The 16,130-nt window shown below is 41.5% G+C and carries 14 protein-coding genes; 12 read left to right on the top strand and 2 right to left on the bottom strand.

The features are described from left to right. Window positions 1–203: 203 nt before the first annotated feature. Together rpsB and tsf are read left to right on the top strand one after the other, a co-directional pair. Window positions 204–983 carry a 30S ribosomal protein S2 gene (gene rpsB, locus K1I53_RS06060; protein WP_000268473.1) on the top strand — a complete coding sequence of 260 codons (780 nt, stop codon included), beginning with the start codon at window positions 204–206 and terminating at the stop codon, window positions 981–983. 78 nt (window positions 984–1,061) lie between these two features. Then, window positions 1,062–2,102 carry a translation elongation factor Ts gene (gene tsf, locus K1I53_RS06055; protein ID WP_000808060.1) on the top strand — a complete coding sequence of 347 codons (1,041 nt, stop codon included), beginning with the start codon at window positions 1,062–1,064 and terminating at the stop codon, window positions 2,100–2,102. A gap of 101 nt (window positions 2,103–2,203) precedes the next feature. Here the strand turns inward: tsf and cysK are convergent, their stop codons facing one another. Together cysK and K1I53_RS06045 are read right to left on the bottom strand one after the other, a co-directional pair. Continuing rightward, window positions 2,204–3,130 carry a cysteine synthase A gene (gene cysK, locus K1I53_RS06050; RefSeq protein WP_125416138.1) on the bottom strand — a complete coding sequence of 309 codons (927 nt, stop codon included), beginning with the start codon at window positions 3,128–3,130 and terminating at the stop codon, window positions 2,204–2,206. Window positions 3,131–3,285: 155 nt separating this feature from the next. Next, complete coding sequence (locus tag K1I53_RS06045; RefSeq protein ID WP_223328736.1) at window positions 3,286–3,921, bottom strand: YigZ family protein; 636 nt, start codon at window positions 3,919–3,921, stop codon at window positions 3,286–3,288. Window positions 3,922–3,977: 56 nt separating this feature from the next. Between K1I53_RS06045 and K1I53_RS06040 the strand changes: the two genes are divergently transcribed. The 10 genes from K1I53_RS06040 to polA all read left to right on the top strand — a co-directional run bounded on the left by K1I53_RS06040 (window position 3,978) and on the right by polA (window position 15,995). Continuing rightward, window positions 3,978–5,276: a DEAD/DEAH box helicase gene (locus tag K1I53_RS06040; RefSeq protein ID WP_223328735.1), complete on the top strand. Its 1,299-nt coding sequence runs from the start codon at window positions 3,978–3,980 to the stop codon at window positions 5,274–5,276. After that, window positions 5,273–5,935 carry a ComF family protein gene (locus K1I53_RS06035; protein WP_038805916.1) on the top strand — a complete coding sequence of 221 codons (663 nt, stop codon included), beginning with the start codon at window positions 5,273–5,275 and terminating at the stop codon, window positions 5,933–5,935. The genes K1I53_RS06040 and K1I53_RS06035 overlap by 4 nt, the downstream gene beginning before the upstream one ends. Before the next feature lie 79 nt (window positions 5,936–6,014). Further along, window positions 6,015–6,563: a ribosome hibernation-promoting factor, HPF/YfiA family gene (gene hpf, locus K1I53_RS06030; RefSeq protein WP_000599119.1), complete on the top strand. Its 549-nt coding sequence runs from the start codon at window positions 6,015–6,017 to the stop codon at window positions 6,561–6,563. 87 nt (window positions 6,564–6,650) lie between these two features. Continuing rightward, window positions 6,651–7,829 (top strand): acetyl-CoA C-acetyltransferase, encoded by a 1,179-nt coding sequence (locus K1I53_RS06025; RefSeq protein WP_223328734.1) that lies wholly within the window; start codon window positions 6,651–6,653, stop codon window positions 7,827–7,829. A 152-nt stretch (window positions 7,830–7,981) separates the two neighbouring features. Continuing rightward, window positions 7,982–9,955 (top strand): DHH family phosphoesterase, encoded by a 1,974-nt coding sequence (locus K1I53_RS06020; RefSeq protein WP_223328733.1) that lies wholly within the window; start codon window positions 7,982–7,984, stop codon window positions 9,953–9,955. Then, the gene (gene rplI, locus K1I53_RS06015) at window positions 9,952–10,404 is read left to right on the top strand and encodes a 50S ribosomal protein L9 (protein ID WP_173259312.1); all 453 of its coding nucleotides are present in this window, start codon (window positions 9,952–9,954) and stop codon (window positions 10,402–10,404) included. The genes K1I53_RS06020 and rplI overlap by 4 nt, the downstream gene beginning before the upstream one ends. Before the next feature lie 43 nt (window positions 10,405–10,447). Then, window positions 10,448–11,800: a replicative DNA helicase gene (gene dnaB / locus K1I53_RS06010; protein WP_223328732.1), complete on the top strand. Its 1,353-nt coding sequence runs from the start codon at window positions 10,448–10,450 to the stop codon at window positions 11,798–11,800. 1 nt (window position 11,801) lies between these two features. Then, the gene (locus tag K1I53_RS06005) at window positions 11,802–12,068 is read left to right on the top strand and encodes a Veg family protein (protein WP_001278165.1); all 267 of its coding nucleotides are present in this window, start codon (window positions 11,802–11,804) and stop codon (window positions 12,066–12,068) included. Window positions 12,069–12,167: 99 nt separating this feature from the next. After that, window positions 12,168–13,277: an SH3 domain-containing protein gene (locus K1I53_RS06000; RefSeq protein ID WP_223328731.1), complete on the top strand. Its 1,110-nt coding sequence runs from the start codon at window positions 12,168–12,170 to the stop codon at window positions 13,275–13,277. An 84-nt stretch (window positions 13,278–13,361) separates the two neighbouring features. After that, window positions 13,362–15,995: a DNA polymerase I gene (gene polA / locus K1I53_RS05995; protein WP_223328730.1), complete on the top strand. Its 2,634-nt coding sequence runs from the start codon at window positions 13,362–13,364 to the stop codon at window positions 15,993–15,995. Window positions 15,996–16,130 lie beyond the last annotated feature (135 nt).

Genomic DNA, 16,130 nt, shown 5'->3' with positions numbered 1-16,130 from the left:
CAATCGAGTCTCTTTTAATGTTTTTATCCGAAAGTCCCACTAAAATTCTACTAAATAGCTTGAAAATACTGTTGAAATATGATAAAATGAAACCTGTCGTGTAAACGATAATACTCATTCTTGATGAATTGTGAAACTGTTGCCCTTGGGTCGTTTTGCAAGTTGAAATCGAGAAGAGGAAAAAACAAAAAGGAGAAATACTCATGGCAGTAATTTCAATGAAACAACTTCTTGAGGCTGGTGTACACTTTGGTCATCAAACTCGTCGCTGGAACCCTAAGATGGCTAAGTACATCTTCACTGAGCGTAACGGAATCCACGTTATCGACTTGCAACAAACTGTAAAATACGCTGATCAAGCATACGACTTTATGCGTGACGCAGCAGCTAACGATGCAGTTGTATTGTTTGTTGGTACTAAGAAACAAGCTGCTGACGCTGTTGCTGAAGAAGCTGTACGTTCAGGTCAATACTTCATCAACCACCGTTGGTTGGGTGGAACTCTTACTAACTGGGGAACTATCCAAAAACGTATTGCTCGTTTGAAAGAAATCAAACGTATGGAAGAAGAAGGAATCTTCGACGTTCTTCCTAAGAAAGAAGTTGCACTTCTTAACAAACAACGTGCACGTCTTGAAAAATTCTTGGGTGGTATCGAAGATATGCCTCGTATCCCTGATGTAATGTACGTAGTTGACCCACATAAAGAACAAATCGCTGTTAAAGAAGCTAAAAAATTGGGTATCCCAGTTGTAGCGATGGTTGACACAAACACTGATCCAGACGATATTGATGTAATCATCCCAGCTAACGATGACGCTATCCGCGCTGTTAAATTGATTACAGCTAAATTGGCTGACGCTATCATCGAAGGACGTCAAGGTGAAGATGCAGCAGCAGTTGAAGCAGAATTTGCAGCTTCAGAAGCTCAAGCAGACTCAATCGAAGAAATCGTTGAAGTTGTAGAAGGCGATAACGCTTAATTCATATAAATAGTAATTACCTAGGAGGGCGGGGCGTAGCCCGGCTCTCCTATTTTTAAAAAATATAGGAGAATCAAAATGGCAGAAATTACAGCTAAACTTGTAAAAGAGTTGCGTGAAAAATCTGGTGCCGGTGTTATGGACGCTAAAAAAGCGCTTGTAGAAACAGACGGTGATATCGAAAAAGCGATTGAATTGCTTCGTGAAAAAGGTATGGCGAAAGCAGCTAAGAAAGCTGACCGCGTTGCTGCAGAAGGTTTGACTGGTGTTTATGTTAACGGTAATGTTGCAGCAGTAATTGAAGTAAACGCTGAAACTGACTTCGTTGCGAAAAACGCTCAATTCGTTGACTTGGTAAATGCTACAGCTAAAGTAATTGCTGAAGGAAAACCAGCTAACAACGAAGAAGCACTTGCTTTGACAATGCCTTCAGGTGAAACTCTTGAAGCAGCCTATGTATCTGCAACAGCAACTATCGGAGAAAAAATCTCATTCCGTCGTTTTGCTTTGATCGAAAAAACAGATGCACAACACTTTGGAGCTTACCAACACAATGGTGGTCGTATCGGTGTTATCTCAGTTATCGAAGGTGGAGACGAAGCTCTTGCTAAACAATTGTCAATGCACATCGCAGCGATGAAACCAACAGTTCTTTCATACAAAGAATTGGACGCTCAATTCGTTAAAGATGAGTTAGCACAATTGAACCACGTAATCGACCAAGACAACGAAAGCCGTGCAATGGTTAACAAACCAGCCCTTCCACACTTGAAGTATGGATCAAAAGCACAATTGACTGAAGAAGTAATTGCTCAAGCTGAAGCTGACATCAAAGCTGAGTTGGCTGCAGAAGGCAAACCAGAAAAAATCTGGGACAAAATCATCCCAGGTAAAATGGATCGCTTCATGCTTGACAACACTAAAGTTGACCAAGCTTACACACTTCTTGCTCAGGTCTACATCATGGACGATAGCAAGACAGTTGAAGCATACCTTGATTCAGTTAACGCTTCAGTAGTTGAGTTCGCTCGCTTTGAAGTTGGTGAAGGTATCGAGAAAGCTGCAAATGACTTCGAAGCTGAAGTTGCAGCTACAATGGCAGCAGCCTTGAATAACTAATGAAAAAGGAAGCAAAACTGCTTCCTTTTTCTTTTGGTCTAGAGAGTAGGCTCTTGAGTAAACAAAAAGCCCTTTAATAAGGGCTAAGTGCATTTAGGAGACTACACTTCAAATTCATAGAGTGCTGTAGACAAATAACGTTCGCCGTTATCTGGTGCTAAAGCAAGGACTTTCTTACCTGTACCTAATTTTTTGGCAACTTCAATTGCCCCGTAAATCGCTGCGGCTGAAGAAATCCCAACAAGGAACCCTTCTTTTCCGCCGATTTCACGGCCAAGCGCAAGGGCATCATCTGATGTTACACGGACGATACCGTCATAGGCTTTTGTATCAAGTGTATCAGGAATAAATCCAGCTGAGATACCTTGAATTTTGTGAGGTCCTGGTTTTTCACCAGACAAGATAGCTGACTCGTCTGCCTCAACTGCATAAACTTGAATGTCTGGATTTGCTGCTTTAAGAGCGTGAGAAACACCTGAAATCGTTCCACCAGTACCAACACCACCCACAAAAGCATCTAGTCCATCAGAACCGAAAGCAGCCAGTATTTCAGCTCCTGTTGTTCTTTCGTGTACTTCAGGATTAGCTGGATTGTTAAATTGGAGTGGAAGGAAGCCGTCACGTTCAGCTGCGATCTCCTGAGCCTTGGCAATTGCGCCTTTCATTCCTTCGCTACCAGGAGTAAGGACGAGTTCAGCACCATAGGCTTGGATAATCTTACGTCGTTCCACACTCATCGTTTCGGGCATGACGATAACAACTTTATATCCCTTAGCAGCACCTACCCAAGAAAGTCCGATACCAGTATTTCCACTCGTTGCCTCAACAATGGTAGCACCTGGTTTTAGAATACCATCTTGTTCCGCTTTTTCAATCATGCTAAGGGCAATACGGTCTTTTACTGACGATCCAGGGTTAAAAGCTTCAAGTTTTACATAAACATCTGCAGCACCCTCTGGAACAATGTTGTTAAGTTTAACAATCGGTGTTTGTCCGATTAGTTCAGTGATATTGTTATAAATAGCCATAGATATACCTCTTTGTATAAGATGATACTAGTATAACGCGCTCAAGGCTATTTGTAAAATATAGAAATCCTATCGAAGTGATAGGATTTTTTTATATCAAGCATCTAGGCTGTGAATCTGAGAGTAAATTTAGTAGGTACTATTTATTTACAGATTTACACTAAGTTTACAGGAACTTCAACCTCCCGTAAACCTTGATCTGTTAAAGTAACCTTTCCATTAAAAAACTCTACAAGAGCAGCTTTGATATTTTCTTTCTCTTCCTTGTCAACATAAATCATCGTATCAACTTGATCTGTAAAGTTTGTTTCTAGTTCCATGAGATCGTGTTCTCTAAGAAAATTACCATATTCTTGATACTGAGTATAGGACATTTGAATGGCTATACCAGCCTGCTCTTTGATTTCAATAATGCCAATCTCTTTGACAGCCAAGGCCACACTACCTGCATAAGCACGAATTAAACCACCAGCACCTAGCTTAATTCCCCCGAAGTAGCGAGTAACCACTACGCAGACATTGGTAAGATTGTGATTTTCTAAGACACCGAGCATAGGGACTCCAGCAGTACCACTAGGCTCACCATCATCACTCGTACGCTTGATTTCACTTCGTTCCCCTACAATAAAAGCTGAGCAGTTATGGGTAGCTTTGTAGTGTTCTTTTTTGATGGTCGTGATGAAATCACGAGCCTCTTCTTCACTATAGACACGCTTTACATGACAGATAAAGCGTGACTTTTTAATTTCTTCTTGGACCTGCCCGTCCTCTTTAATTGTTCTAAATTCCATGATTTTATTGTACTAAAAAAAGCTTCAAAGTGCTAGATTTTTACGAATAAAGAAGTATGAAAGTAAATCCAAATTATCTCGGTCGCTTGTTTACTGAGAAAGAATTAACCAAAGAAGAACGAGAGGCAGCAGTGAAACTGCCAGCAATAAGAAAAGAGAAGGGAAAGCTGCTTTGTCAACGTTGTGACAGTCTTATTTTGGAAGAATGGTATTTGCCTGTTGGTGCTTACTATTGCAGGGAGTGCTTGTTGATGAAACGAGTAAGGAGCGATCAGGCTTTATACTATTTTCCACAGGAGGTTTTTCCGAAACAAGATGTTCTTAAATGGCGTGGCCAATTGACTTCTTTTCAAGAGAAGGTATCGGAGGGGTTGATTCGAGCAGTCGAAAAGAAAGAACCGACTTTAGTTCATGCTGTGACAGGTGCTGGAAAGACAGAGATGATTTATCAAGTTGTTGCCAAAGTGATTGATGATGGTGGTGCAGTTTGTTTAGCAAGTCCTCGAATTGATGTGTGTTTGGAACTGTATAAGCGACTGCAGAATGACTTTGCTTGCGATATAGCACTACTTCATGGCGAATCAGATCCCTATTTTCGAACTCCCTTAGTAGTTGCAACAACTCATCAGTTGTTAAAATTTTATCATGCTTTTGATTTGTTGATAGTGGATGAGGTAGATGCCTTTCCTTATGTTGACAATTCTATGCTTTACTATGCTGTAAAGAATAGTGTAAAGGAGGATGGATTAAGGATATTCCTTACAGCAACTTCTACAGATGAGTTAGATAGGAAGGTTCGCTTAGGAGAATTAAAACGATTGAGCTTGCCTAGACGATTTCATGGAAATCCTTTAATTATTCCAAAACCAGTTTGGTTATCGGATTTTAATCGTTGTTTAGAGAAAAGTCAGTTGTCATCTAAGTTAAAGACCTACATTGAGAAACAGAGAAGAACAGGTTATCCTCTGCTGATTTTTGCATCAGAGATTAAGAAAGGCGAAAAATTAAAAGAAATACTACAGGTGCATTTCCCAGATGAGAATATCGGTTCTGTATCTTCTGTCACAGAAGACCGATTAGAGCAGGTGCAAGCTTTTCGAGATGGAAAGCTAACAATACTGATCAGTACGACAATCTTGGAACGTGGAGTTACCTTCCCTTGTGTGGATGTTTTCGTAGTAGAAGCTAATCATCGTCTCTTTACAAAATCTAGCTTGATTCAGATTGGAGGGCGAGTTGGGCGCAGTATGAATAGACCGACTGGTGAGTTGCTCTTCTTTCATGATGGATTAAATACTTCCATCAAAAAGGCAATCAAGGAAATCAAGCAGATGAACAAGGAGGCGGGATTATGAATTGTTTATTATGTGGCCAGTCAACAAAGAGTGACTTGACATTTAGTCACCTCTTACTGTTTAAGAATGAGCACAACTATCTTTGCTCAGCTTGTGATTCTACTTTTGAGAAGATTGGTGAAGACCATTGTCCAAACTGCATGAAAAGAGGGTTGTCAACAACGTGTCAAGATTGTAAACTTTGGTGTGAAGATGGGATTCAAGTTGATCATAAAGCAATCTTCACCTATAATCAAGCTATGAAAGACTTCTTTAGTCGATATAAGTTTGATGGGGATTTTCTGCTTAGAAAGGTTTTTACTCCTGTACTTGCAGATGAGTTGAAAAAGTATAGAGACTATGAATTTGTGGTAATTCCCCTAAGTCCTGAAAGATTGCTTGAGAGAGGATTTAATCAGGTTGAAGGTTTGGTTGAGACGGCAGGATTTTCCTTTCAAGATTTACTAGGGAAAAGAGAAGAGAAGGCTAGTTCTTCTAAGAATCGCTCAGAACGATTAGCTACAGAAATTCCCTTTTATATTAAAACGGAAGCCCCTCTTCCTAAGAAGATTTTGGTTATTGATGACATCTATACGACAGGGGCGACTATCAATCGTGTGAAGCGACTTTTTGAAGAGGCAGGTGTTTTGGAAGTCAAAACTTTTTCTCTTGTAAGATAAGGAAAAAATTTGCAAAATGAAAATGAAAGCGTTATAATATAGTTAGAAAAATAAAAATGTTTAGAAAGAAGGTACTTATATGATTAAATATAGTATCCGTGGTGAAAACCTAGAAGTAACAGAAGCAATTCGCAATTATGTAGTTTCTAAACTCGAAAAGATCGAAAAATATTTTCAACCTGAACAAGAGTTGGATGCACGTGTCAACTTGAAAGTTTACCGTGAAAAAACAGCAAAAGTTGAAGTAACAATTCCACTTGGATCAATTACCCTTCGTGCAGAAGATATTTCTCAAGATATGTATGGTTCTATCGATCTTGTAACAGATAAAATTGAACGCCAGATTCGAAAAAATAAAACAAAAATCGAACGCAAGAATAAAAATAAGGTTGCAACAAGCCAACTCTTTACAGATGCTCTAGTTGAAGATGCAAATGTTGTGCAGCCAAAAGTGGTTCGTTCAAAACAAATTGATTTAAAACCAATGGATTTGGAAGAAGCTCTTCTTCAAATGGACTTGTTGGGACATGATTTCTTTATCTATGTAGATGTAGAAGATCAAACAACAAATGTTTTGTATCGCCGCGAAGATGGTGAAGTTGGTTTGCTAGAAGTTAAGGAATCATAAAATCTTGACAACTATGTAAAAGTGGTTTACACAATTGTAAACCACTTTTGTATTGCATCATTATACAAGGTATAAATGGAGGTAGTTATGAAAGACGTAGTGATTGTTTCAGCAGTGCGAACTCCTATTGGTTCCTTTGGAGGGAGCTTGAAGAATGTTTCTGCTGTTGATTTGGGAGCTTTGGTCATTAAGAGCGCTTTGGAAAAAGCGAATATTAAACCAGAGCAGGTAGATGAAGTGATTATGGGGAATGTCCTTGGCGCTGGTTTAGGGCAAAATGTGGCTCGCCAAATGAGTATTCATGCGGGACTTCCTGAATTTACACCAGCCTTTACTATTAATAAGGTTTGTGGTTCTGGTTTGAAGGCAGTTCAGTTAGCTGCTCAAGCGATTCAGTGTGGCGATGCAGATATTGTCGTAGCTGGTGGTGCAGAAAACATGAGTCAGGCACCATATGTTTTGCCAAGCTTCCGTTGGGGTGGCCGTATGGGCGATTCGAAAGTGGTAGACACCATGATTAAGGACGGTTTGTCTGATGCTTTTAACGAATACCATATGGGGATTACAGCTGAGAATGTGGCTGAAGAATATGGTATTAGCCGGGATGAACAAGATGCTCTTGCTTTGGAATCACAAAAACGAGCAGTGGCGGCTATAGAATCTGGACGCTTTAAGAAAGAGATTGTTCCAGTGGTCATTCCTCAACGCAAAGGTGATCCTATTGTCTTTGATACAGATGAATTTCCTAGAAAAGATGCCAGCTTGGAGAGCTTGTCTAAGCTAGGTCCTGTTTTCAAAAAAGACGGTTCTGTTACAGCGGGAAATGCCTCAGGCATCAATGATGGGGCAGCAGCAGTCCTAATCATGAGTGCTGAAAAAGCTGAAGAATTAGGATTGCCAGTGATTGTCCGCATTCGTTCGTATGCAAGTGCAGGTTTGGATCCTAAGATGATGGGATGTGGACCGATTTATGCGACTCGCAAGGCGCTTGAAAAAGGCAATTTGACAGTTGATGATCTCGACTTGATCGAGTCAAATGAAGCCTTTGCTGCTCAGGCTTGTGCGGTTGGGAAAACACTTGGATTTAACACAGATATTGTCAATGTCAATGGTGGTGCGATTGCTCTTGGTCACCCAATTGGAGCTTCAGGCTGCCGTATCCTAGTGACTCTGGTACATGAGATGATGAAACGTGATGCCAAAACTGGTTTAGCAACTCTCTGTATCGGGGGAGGGATGGGAACAGCCCTCATCGTTGAACGTTAGATGGTAGTAATCTTAGTGCAGGAGGATAATGAGCTTATTCTCTTTTTTGCATTAAAACCATAAAAAAATCAATAAGGAAAAGGAGGCTTACCACTTTTTAAAGGTCGCTTTTTAAGGGCATTTGTGATATAATAATGCGCAAGAGGTTTAGAATGAAAAAAAATAATTTAACCCCGATTTCTGCGGTTCTACTAGGGATTGCAACTTTCGGAACCTTAACAATGCTGATTATTTTTTCACAAAATAATGTTGTAACAATCAGTGCCTTGTTTTTATTTGTACTTCTTTATCTGCTTTTATTCATCTGGCAAAAAAAACAGTATGAAAAGAGCGAAATTGAACAAATCCAATACGTAAACCATCAAGCGGAAGATAGCTTGAACACGTTGCTCGATCAAATGCCAGTTGGTGTTCTGAAATTAGACTTATCTAGTGGCGAAGTCGAATGGTTTAATCCTTATGCTGAGTTGATTTTGACGACTGAAGAAGGCGAAATTGATGTTGACTTGATTCAAACTATCATCAAGGCTTCTGTAGGGAACCCTGGTTCTTATGCTAACTTGGGGGAAACACGATATGCTGTTCATATGGATAAGGCCTCAGGTGTTTTGTATTTCTTTGATGTTTCTGGGGAGTATGAAGCTACTGTTGAATTGGTAACTAGTCGTCCAGTCATCGGGGTCATCTCAGTGGATAATTACGATGATTTGGAGGATGCGACATCCGACTCCGATATCAGTCATATCAATAGTTTTGTAGCTAATTTTGTTTCAGAATTTGCTAGTAAGTATGCCATGTTTTCTCGGCGTGTGGGGATGGATCGTTTTTATGTATTCACAGATTACACAGTACTCGAGGAATTGATGAATGATAAATTCTCTGTGATTGATGCCTTTCGTGAGGAGGCAAAACAGAGACAGCTGCCATTGACCTTGAGCATGGGCTTTTCTTATGGTGATGGAAATCATGATGAGATAGGGAAAGTTGCTTTAAGAAACTTGAACTTAGCTGAGGTTCGTGGTGGGGACCAGGTGGTTGTCAAGGAAAATGATGAAACCAAGAATCCAGTCTACTTTGGTGGTGGTTCCGCAGCCTCTGTTAAGAGAACAAGAACACGTACGAGAGCCATGATGACAGCTATTTCAGATAAGATTCGCAGTGTGGATCAGGTATTTGTAGTTGGTCATAAGAATCTGGATATGGATGCCTTGGGGTCTGCGGTTGGTATGCAGCTGTTTGCGAGCAATATCACTGAAAATAGCTATGCGGTCTACGATGCAGATCAAATGTCACCAGATATCGAGCGTGCGGTCAACTTTTTGGAAAAAGAGGGTGTCACTAAGCTCTTGCCTCTGGCTGATGCGATGAGATTGGTCACCAAGCGCTCTTTGTTGATTTTAGTGGATCATTCCAAGACGGCTTTGACTTTATCGAAAAATTTTTACGAACTGTTCACTCAAACCATTGTCATTGACCATCATAGACGTGATCAAGATTTCCCTGAGAATGCTGTCATCACGTATATTGAAAGTGGAGCAAGTAGTGCGAGTGAGTTAGTCACAGAATTGATTCAGTTCCAAAATTCTAAGAAAAATCGTTTGAGTCGTATGCAGGCCAGTGTTTTGATGGCTGGTATGATGCTGGACACCAAGAATTTTACATCTCGAGTGACGAGTCGAACTTTTGATGTGGCTAGCTACCTCCGAACACGTGGAAGTGATAGTATTGCTATCCAGGAAATTGCTGCGACAGATTTTGAAGAGTACCGTGAGGTAAATGAACTCATTTTACAAGGTCGTAAGTTAGGTTCAGATATCTTGATTGCCAAAGCTAAGGACTCAACTACGTATGATACGGTTGTCATCAGTAAGGCTGCCGATGCTATGTTGGCTATGTCTGGCATTGAGGCTAGTTTCGTTCTGGCAAAAAATACACAAGGATTCATCTCTATCTCGGCTCGAAGCCGTAGTAAAATCAATGTGCAACGAATTATGGAAGAACTGGGCGGTGGTGGTCACTTTAACCTAGCTGCTGCGCAGATTAAGGATATGAGTCTATCAGAAGTTGGAGAAAAATTGACTCAACTAATCTTGGATGAACTAAAAGAAAAGGAGAAAGAAGAATGAAAGTAATCTTTTTAGCAGATGTCAAAGGAAAAGGGAAAAAAGGCGAAATCAAGGAAGTGCCAACTGGCTACGCCCAAAACTTCTTGATTAAAAAGAATTTGGCTAAGGAAGCGACTGCTCAGGCAATCGGTGAATTGCGTGGAAAACAGAAGTCTGAAGAAAAGGCTCATGCAGAGATGTTAGCAGAGGCAAGAGAAATCAAAGCCAAGCTTGAAGCAGAAGAAACGGTTGTAGAGTTTGTTGAAAAGGTTGGACCAGATGGCCGTACATTTGGCTCAATCACCAATAAGAAGATTGCAGAAGAATTGCAAAAGCAGTTTGGTATCAATATTGACAAGCGTCATATTCAAGTAAAGGCACCAATTCGAGCAGTAGGTTTGATTGATGTACCAGTGAAAATCTACCAAGATGTTACAAGTGTCATCAATCTTCGTGTAAAAGAAGGGTAAGTTTACAACTTCTTGACAAGATTGTAAAAGGAAGGAAAGTCGGATGGCAGAAGTAGAGGAACTGCGAGTTCAACCTCAGGATATTTTGGCCGAACAATCTGTTTTGGGGGCTATTTTTATAGATGAGAGCAAGCTCGTTTTTGTCCGAGAATACATTGATTCTCGAGACTTCTTTAAGTATGCTCATCGGTTGATTTTCCAAGCGATGGTAGACTTGTCGGATCGTGGAGAGGCGATTGATGCGACGACAGTTCGAACGATTTTGGATAGCCAAGGGGATCTCCAAAATATTGGTGGCTTGTCCTATCTTGTTGAAATTGTCAACTCTGTACCAACTTCAGCTAACGCGGAGTATTATGCTAAAATCGTTGCAGAAAAGGCTATGCTACGTCGCTTGATTTCCAAGTTGACAGACTCTGTCAACCAAGCCTATGAGGCTTCTAAGCCTGTAGATGAAATCATTGCTCAAGCTGAAAAGGGACTCATTGATGTTAGCGAAAATGTCAATCGTAGTGGTTTCAAGAACATCCGTGATATTCTAAATATCAACTTTGGGAACCTAGAAGTTCGGTCACAACAAACAACGGATATCACTGGTATTGCAACGGGCTACCGTGATTTGGATCATATGACGACAGGTCTCCATGAGGAGGAACTGATTATTATCGCAGCTCGTCCTGCGGTCGGTAAAACAGCCTTTGCCTTGAACATTGCTCAGAACATCGGGACTAAGTTGGACAAGACTGTAGCTATCTTTTCACTGGAAATGGGTGCGGAAAGTCTAGTAGATCGTATGTTGGCGGCCGAAGGCTTGGTGGAGTCCCATTCTATCCGTACGGGTCAATTGACTGATGAGGAATGGCAAAAGTATACCATTGCCCAAGGGAATCTGGCCAACGCGAGTATCTATATCGATGATACACCAGGGATTCGGATTACGGAAATTCGTTCGCGCTCACGCAAACTGGCTCAAGAAACAGGCAATCTAGGCTTGATTTTGATCGACTACCTACAGCTTATTACAGGAACTGGTCGTGAGAACCGTCAACAAGAAGTCTCTGAAATTTCCCGTCAGTTAAAAATTCTAGCTAAGGAGCTAAAGGTTCCAGTCATTGCTCTTAGTCAGTTATCTCGTGGAGTGGAACAGCGTCAGGATAAGAGACCAGTCTTGTCTGATATTCGTGAATCGGGTTCTATCGAGCAGGATGCGGATATCGTAGCCTTTCTATACCGTGACGACTACTACGATCGTGCGGGTGAAGAAGAGGAAGGAATTCCAAATAACAAGGTTGAGGTTATCATCGAGAAAAACCGTAGTGGAGCTCGTGGAACAGTGGAATTGATTTTCCAAAAAGAATACAATAAATTTTCAAGTATCTCAAAGAGGGAGGCATAAGATGTCAGATGCATTTACAGATGTAGCCAAGATGAAAAAAATCAAAGAAGAGATCAAGGCGCATGAGGGACAAGTCGTTGAAATGACTTTGGAGAATGGCCGTAAGCGCCAAAAAAATAGATTGGGTAAGTTAATTGAGGTTTATCCATCCCTATTTATCGTTGAATTTGGGGATGTTGAGGGAGATAAACAAGCTAATGTTTACGTTGAATCCTTCACCTACTCAGATATCTTGACAGAAAAGAACTTGATTCGCTATCTAGACTAAGAATCCTAAAATGAAGTGAGCTTTGCTCACTTTTTTCTTTTTCTCCCGAATAGTATAAACGAGGGTAACCTCGGAAATTTATATTATTAAGGAGAATGAATGACGTTTTTTAAATCAGGAGTTAAGAAGAGTGGATGTACTCAGTTGAGTGTAGGGCTGGCTACTTTGTTCATTACGAGTACCTTTTTGTTTGGTGGGGAATCGGTTCAGGCCGACAGTGTAGCGCGTGGAGATGACTATCCGCTTCACTACAAAAATGGTAGTGTTGAAATCGATCAATGGCGAATGTACTCTCGCCAGTGTACGTCTTTTGCAGCCTTTCGTTTGAGTAGTGTGAATGGCTTTGAGATCCCTCCTGCTTACGGAAATGCAAATGAATGGGGGCACCGCGCAAGGCGAGAAGGCTACCGTGTGGATACTAAGCCAGAAGTTGGAGCTATTGCATGGTCGACAGAAGGTTACTACGGGCATGTGGCCTGGGTATCAAATGTATCAGGGGATACGATTGAGATCGAAGAGTATAACTATGGAGTTAGGGAGAAATACAATCGTCGCAGCGTAAAAGCTACCTCTATGACAGGCTTTATCCATTTTAAGGACTTGGTAGGGAATGGTGGTAGAACTGGAAATCCTATTAGGTCAGGGCTGGCATCTAGTGGGACTCATACGTTTACTCAAAAGTCTGCCATTCGAAACCAGCCGTCAAGTACAGCGCAAGTTATCGACTACTACTATCCTGGTGAAAATGTTAGCTACGATCAAATCGTAGAAAAGGAAGGTTATAAGTGGCTTAGTTACCTATCCTATAGTGGAATGAGGAGATATGTCCAGTATACGGAAACAGAATCGGTGGAGAATGGTTGGAAGAAGCAAAACGGTATTTGGAATTACCGTGAGAATGGGAAACTCGCAACTGGTTGGAAGAAAATAAATGGCAGTTGGTATCACTTCAAAGAAAATGGAACCATGTCAACAGGTTGGGTGAAGGATGGCTTGCATTGGTACTATCTAAAGGCATCAGGGGAGATGCAGACAGGATGGCTCAAGGAAAATGGAACATGGTATTATTTGGAGAGTTCAGGGGCTATGAAGTCTAGCCAGTGGTTCCAAGTAGGAGGAAAGTATTACTACGTCAAGGCTTCAGGGGCTTTAGCAGTGAATACCACTGTGGATGGCTATCGAGTAGATAGTAATGGAGCGAGAATCTAGAAAGAATATAAAAAAGAGGGATTCACTACCATTTGCCTATTCTTTCCTATGGTATTTTTCCCCTCTTTCCTTTATAATGGGTGTATGGACAAGAAAAAATTATTATTAATTGATGGATCTTCTGTTGCTTTTCGAGCTTTTTTTGCGCTCTATCAGCAGTTGGATCGTTTTAAAAATGCTAATGGCCTTCATACCAATGCAATTTATGGCTTTCAACTCATGTTGAATCATGTCTTGGAGCGGGTTGAGCCCAGTCATGTTTTAGTAGCCTTTGATGCAGGCAAGACGACTTTCCGAACAGAGATGTATGCAGACTACAAGGGTGGCCGTGCTAAAACTCCAGATGAGTTTCGTGAGCAATTTCCCTTCATTCGTGAGTTGTTAGACCATCTTGGGATTCGCCATTATGAGTTGCCCCAGTATGAAGCGGATGATATCATCGGGACCTTAGGTCGTTTGGCTGAGAAGGATTTTTTTGATGTGACAATCGTTAGCGGAGATAAGGATTTGATCCAGTTGACGGACGAGCATACGGTGGTCGAGATTTCCAAGAAAGGTGTGGCTGAGTTTGAGGCCTTTACACCAGATTACCTTATGGAAAAGATGGGCATTACCCCAGCTCAGTTTATTGATCTTAAGGCTCTTATGGGGGATAAGTCTGATAATATCCCTGGTGTTACTAAGATTGGTGAAAAGACGGGTATCAAGCTCTTGCTAGAACACGGTTCGCTTGAGGGTATTTATGAAAATATTGATGGGATGAAGGCTTCTAAGATGAAGGAAAATCTCATCAATGACAAGGAACAAGCTTTCCTGTCTAAAACCTTGGCGACCATTGAGACTCAGGCACCGATTGAGATTGGTCTGGAAGACTTGGTATATAATGGCCCAGATGTGGAAAATCTCGGGAAATTCTACGATGAGATGGGCTTCAAACAGCTCAAGCAAGCTTTAAATGTGTCATCAACGGATGCGCCTGAAAGTTTGGATTTCGCCATCGTTGACCAAGTCAGTCAAGACATGCTGAGTGGCGACTCTATCTTCCACTTTGAGCTTTTTGGTGAGAATTACCATACAGATGATTTGGTTGGTTTTGCCTGGTCCTGTGGGGATAAATTTTACGCCACAGATAAACTTGAGCTCTTGCAGGAGCCGATTTTCAAGGATTTTCTAGAAAAAACACCTCTAAAAGTGTATGACTTTAAGAAAGCGAAGGTTCTTTTAAATCGCTTGGGCTTGAACCTGCAGGCCCCTGCTTTTGACAGTCGCTTGGCCAAATACCTCCTCTCTACTGTCGAGAACAATGAAATTTCAACCATTTCGAGTCTCTATGGCCAGACTTATCTGGCTGATGATGAGACTTTCTACGGTAAGGGTGTCAAGAGAGCCATTCCTGAACGCGAGAAATTCTTGGAGCACTTGGCTCGCAAGGTTGCTGTATTGGTTGAGACTGAGCCTGTTTTGCTTGAAAAACTCAGTGAACATGGGCAGTTAGATCTCCTCTATGACATGGAGCAACCTCTGGCTTTTGTCCTTGCTAAGATGGAAATTGCTGGTATCAAGGTCAAAAAAGAAACCTTGCTTGAGATGCAGGCTGAAAATGAGGTCGTCATTGAGCAACTCACTCAAGAAATCTATGAGTTGGCTGGTGAAGAGTTTAATATCAATTCCCCTAAACAGTTGGGCGTACTTCTCTTTGAAAAGCTTGGTCTTCCTCTAGAATACACTAAGAAAACCAAGACTGGTTACTCGACAGCGGTGGATGTGCTAGAGCGATTGGCTCCTATTGCACCGATTGTTAAAAAAATTCTAGACTACCGTCAGATTGCTAAGGTCCAGTCTACCTATGTGATTGGTTTGCAGGACTGGATTTTGGCTGATGGCAAGATCCACACGCGCTATGTGCAGGATTTGACTCAAACAGGGCGTTTGTCTAGTGTGGATCCAAACTTGCAAAATATCCCTGTTCGTTTGGAACAAGGCCGTCTCATTCGTAAGGCTTTTGTACCTGAGTGGGAGGATAGTGTGCTGCTCAGCTCGGACTATTCGCAGATTGAGTTGCGCGTTTTGGCTCATATTTCTAAAGATGAGCACTTAATTAAGGCTTTCCAAGAAGGAGCAGATATCCATACCTCGACAGCCATGCGTGTCTTTGGGATTGAACGTCCTGAGGATGTGACTCCAAACGACCGTCGTAATGCCAAGGCGGTAAACTTTGGAGTAGTTTACGGGATTTCAGACTTTGGTTTGTCTAATAATCTGGGCATCAGCCGTAAGGAAGCCAAAACCTACATTGACACTTACTTTGAACGCTTCCCAGGTATTAAAAACTACATGGATGAGGTGGTGCGTGAAGCGCGTGATAAGGGCTATGTAGAGACCCTCTTCAAGCGTCGTCGTGAACTGCCAGATATCAATTCGCGCAACTTCAACATTCGTGGTTTTGCAGAGCGGACAGCAATCAACTCTCCTATTCAGGGCTCAGCAGCAGATATTCTCAAAATCGCTATGATCCAGCTAGACAAGGCTCTAGTTGAAGGTGGTTATCAGACCAAGATGCTGTTGCAAGTGCACGATGAAATTGTTCTTGAGGTTCCGAAATCAGAACTAGCAGCCGTCAAAGCACTGGTGAAACAAATCATGGAAGAAGCCATCCAGCTCAGTGTTCCCCTTATCGCAGATGAAAATGAAGGAGCAACCTGGTACGAGGCTAAATAAGAAAGATATGATAGAGTTTGAAGTACTTGCCTTCAAACTCTTTTTCATGATTTTCTGTAAGCAGTTTCCTTGACTTATCCTTGCTTTTGCGTTATCATATGTCCATATAAGATACGGGAGTCTGTGTACAGTCTG

The organism is Streptococcus oralis (assembly GCF_019929365.1).
In the GTDB taxonomy this organism is placed as follows: domain Bacteria; phylum Bacillota; class Bacilli; order Lactobacillales; family Streptococcaceae; genus Streptococcus; species Streptococcus oralis_BT.
Note: the sequence above shows the minus strand (reverse complement) of the source record. Positions and strands in the feature narration are given on the sequence as shown.

Coding starts and splice junctions, on each gene's coding strand:
- K1I53_RS06040 (WP_223328735.1), top strand. CDS start 3,978: ATGAAAGTAAATCCAAATTATCTCGGTCGCTTGTTTACTGAGAAAGAA.
- K1I53_RS06020 (WP_223328733.1), top strand. CDS start 7,982: ATGAAAAAAAATAATTTAACCCCGATTTCTGCGGTTCTACTAGGGATT.
- K1I53_RS06000 (WP_223328731.1), top strand. CDS start 12,168: ATGACGTTTTTTAAATCAGGAGTTAAGAAGAGTGGATGTACTCAGTTG.
- dnaB (WP_223328732.1), top strand. CDS start 10,448: ATGGCAGAAGTAGAGGAACTGCGAGTTCAACCTCAGGATATTTTGGCC.
- rplI (WP_173259312.1), top strand. CDS start 9,952: ATGAAAGTAATCTTTTTAGCAGATGTCAAAGGAAAAGGGAAAAAAGGC.
- tsf (WP_000808060.1), top strand. CDS start 1,062: ATGGCAGAAATTACAGCTAAACTTGTAAAAGAGTTGCGTGAAAAATCT.
- cysK (WP_125416138.1), bottom strand. CDS start 3,130: ATGGCTATTTATAACAATATCACTGAACTAATCGGACAAACACCGATT.
- rpsB (WP_000268473.1), top strand. CDS start 204: ATGGCAGTAATTTCAATGAAACAACTTCTTGAGGCTGGTGTACACTTT.
- K1I53_RS06035 (WP_038805916.1), top strand. CDS start 5,273: ATGAATTGTTTATTATGTGGCCAGTCAACAAAGAGTGACTTGACATTT.
- K1I53_RS06005 (WP_001278165.1), top strand. CDS start 11,802: ATGTCAGATGCATTTACAGATGTAGCCAAGATGAAAAAAATCAAAGAA.
- K1I53_RS06045 (WP_223328736.1), bottom strand. CDS start 3,921: ATGGAATTTAGAACAATTAAAGAGGACGGGCAGGTCCAAGAAGAAATT.
- polA (WP_223328730.1), top strand. CDS start 13,362: ATGGACAAGAAAAAATTATTATTAATTGATGGATCTTCTGTTGCTTTT.
- hpf (WP_000599119.1), top strand. CDS start 6,015: ATGATTAAATATAGTATCCGTGGTGAAAACCTAGAAGTAACAGAAGCA.
- K1I53_RS06025 (WP_223328734.1), top strand. CDS start 6,651: ATGAAAGACGTAGTGATTGTTTCAGCAGTGCGAACTCCTATTGGTTCC.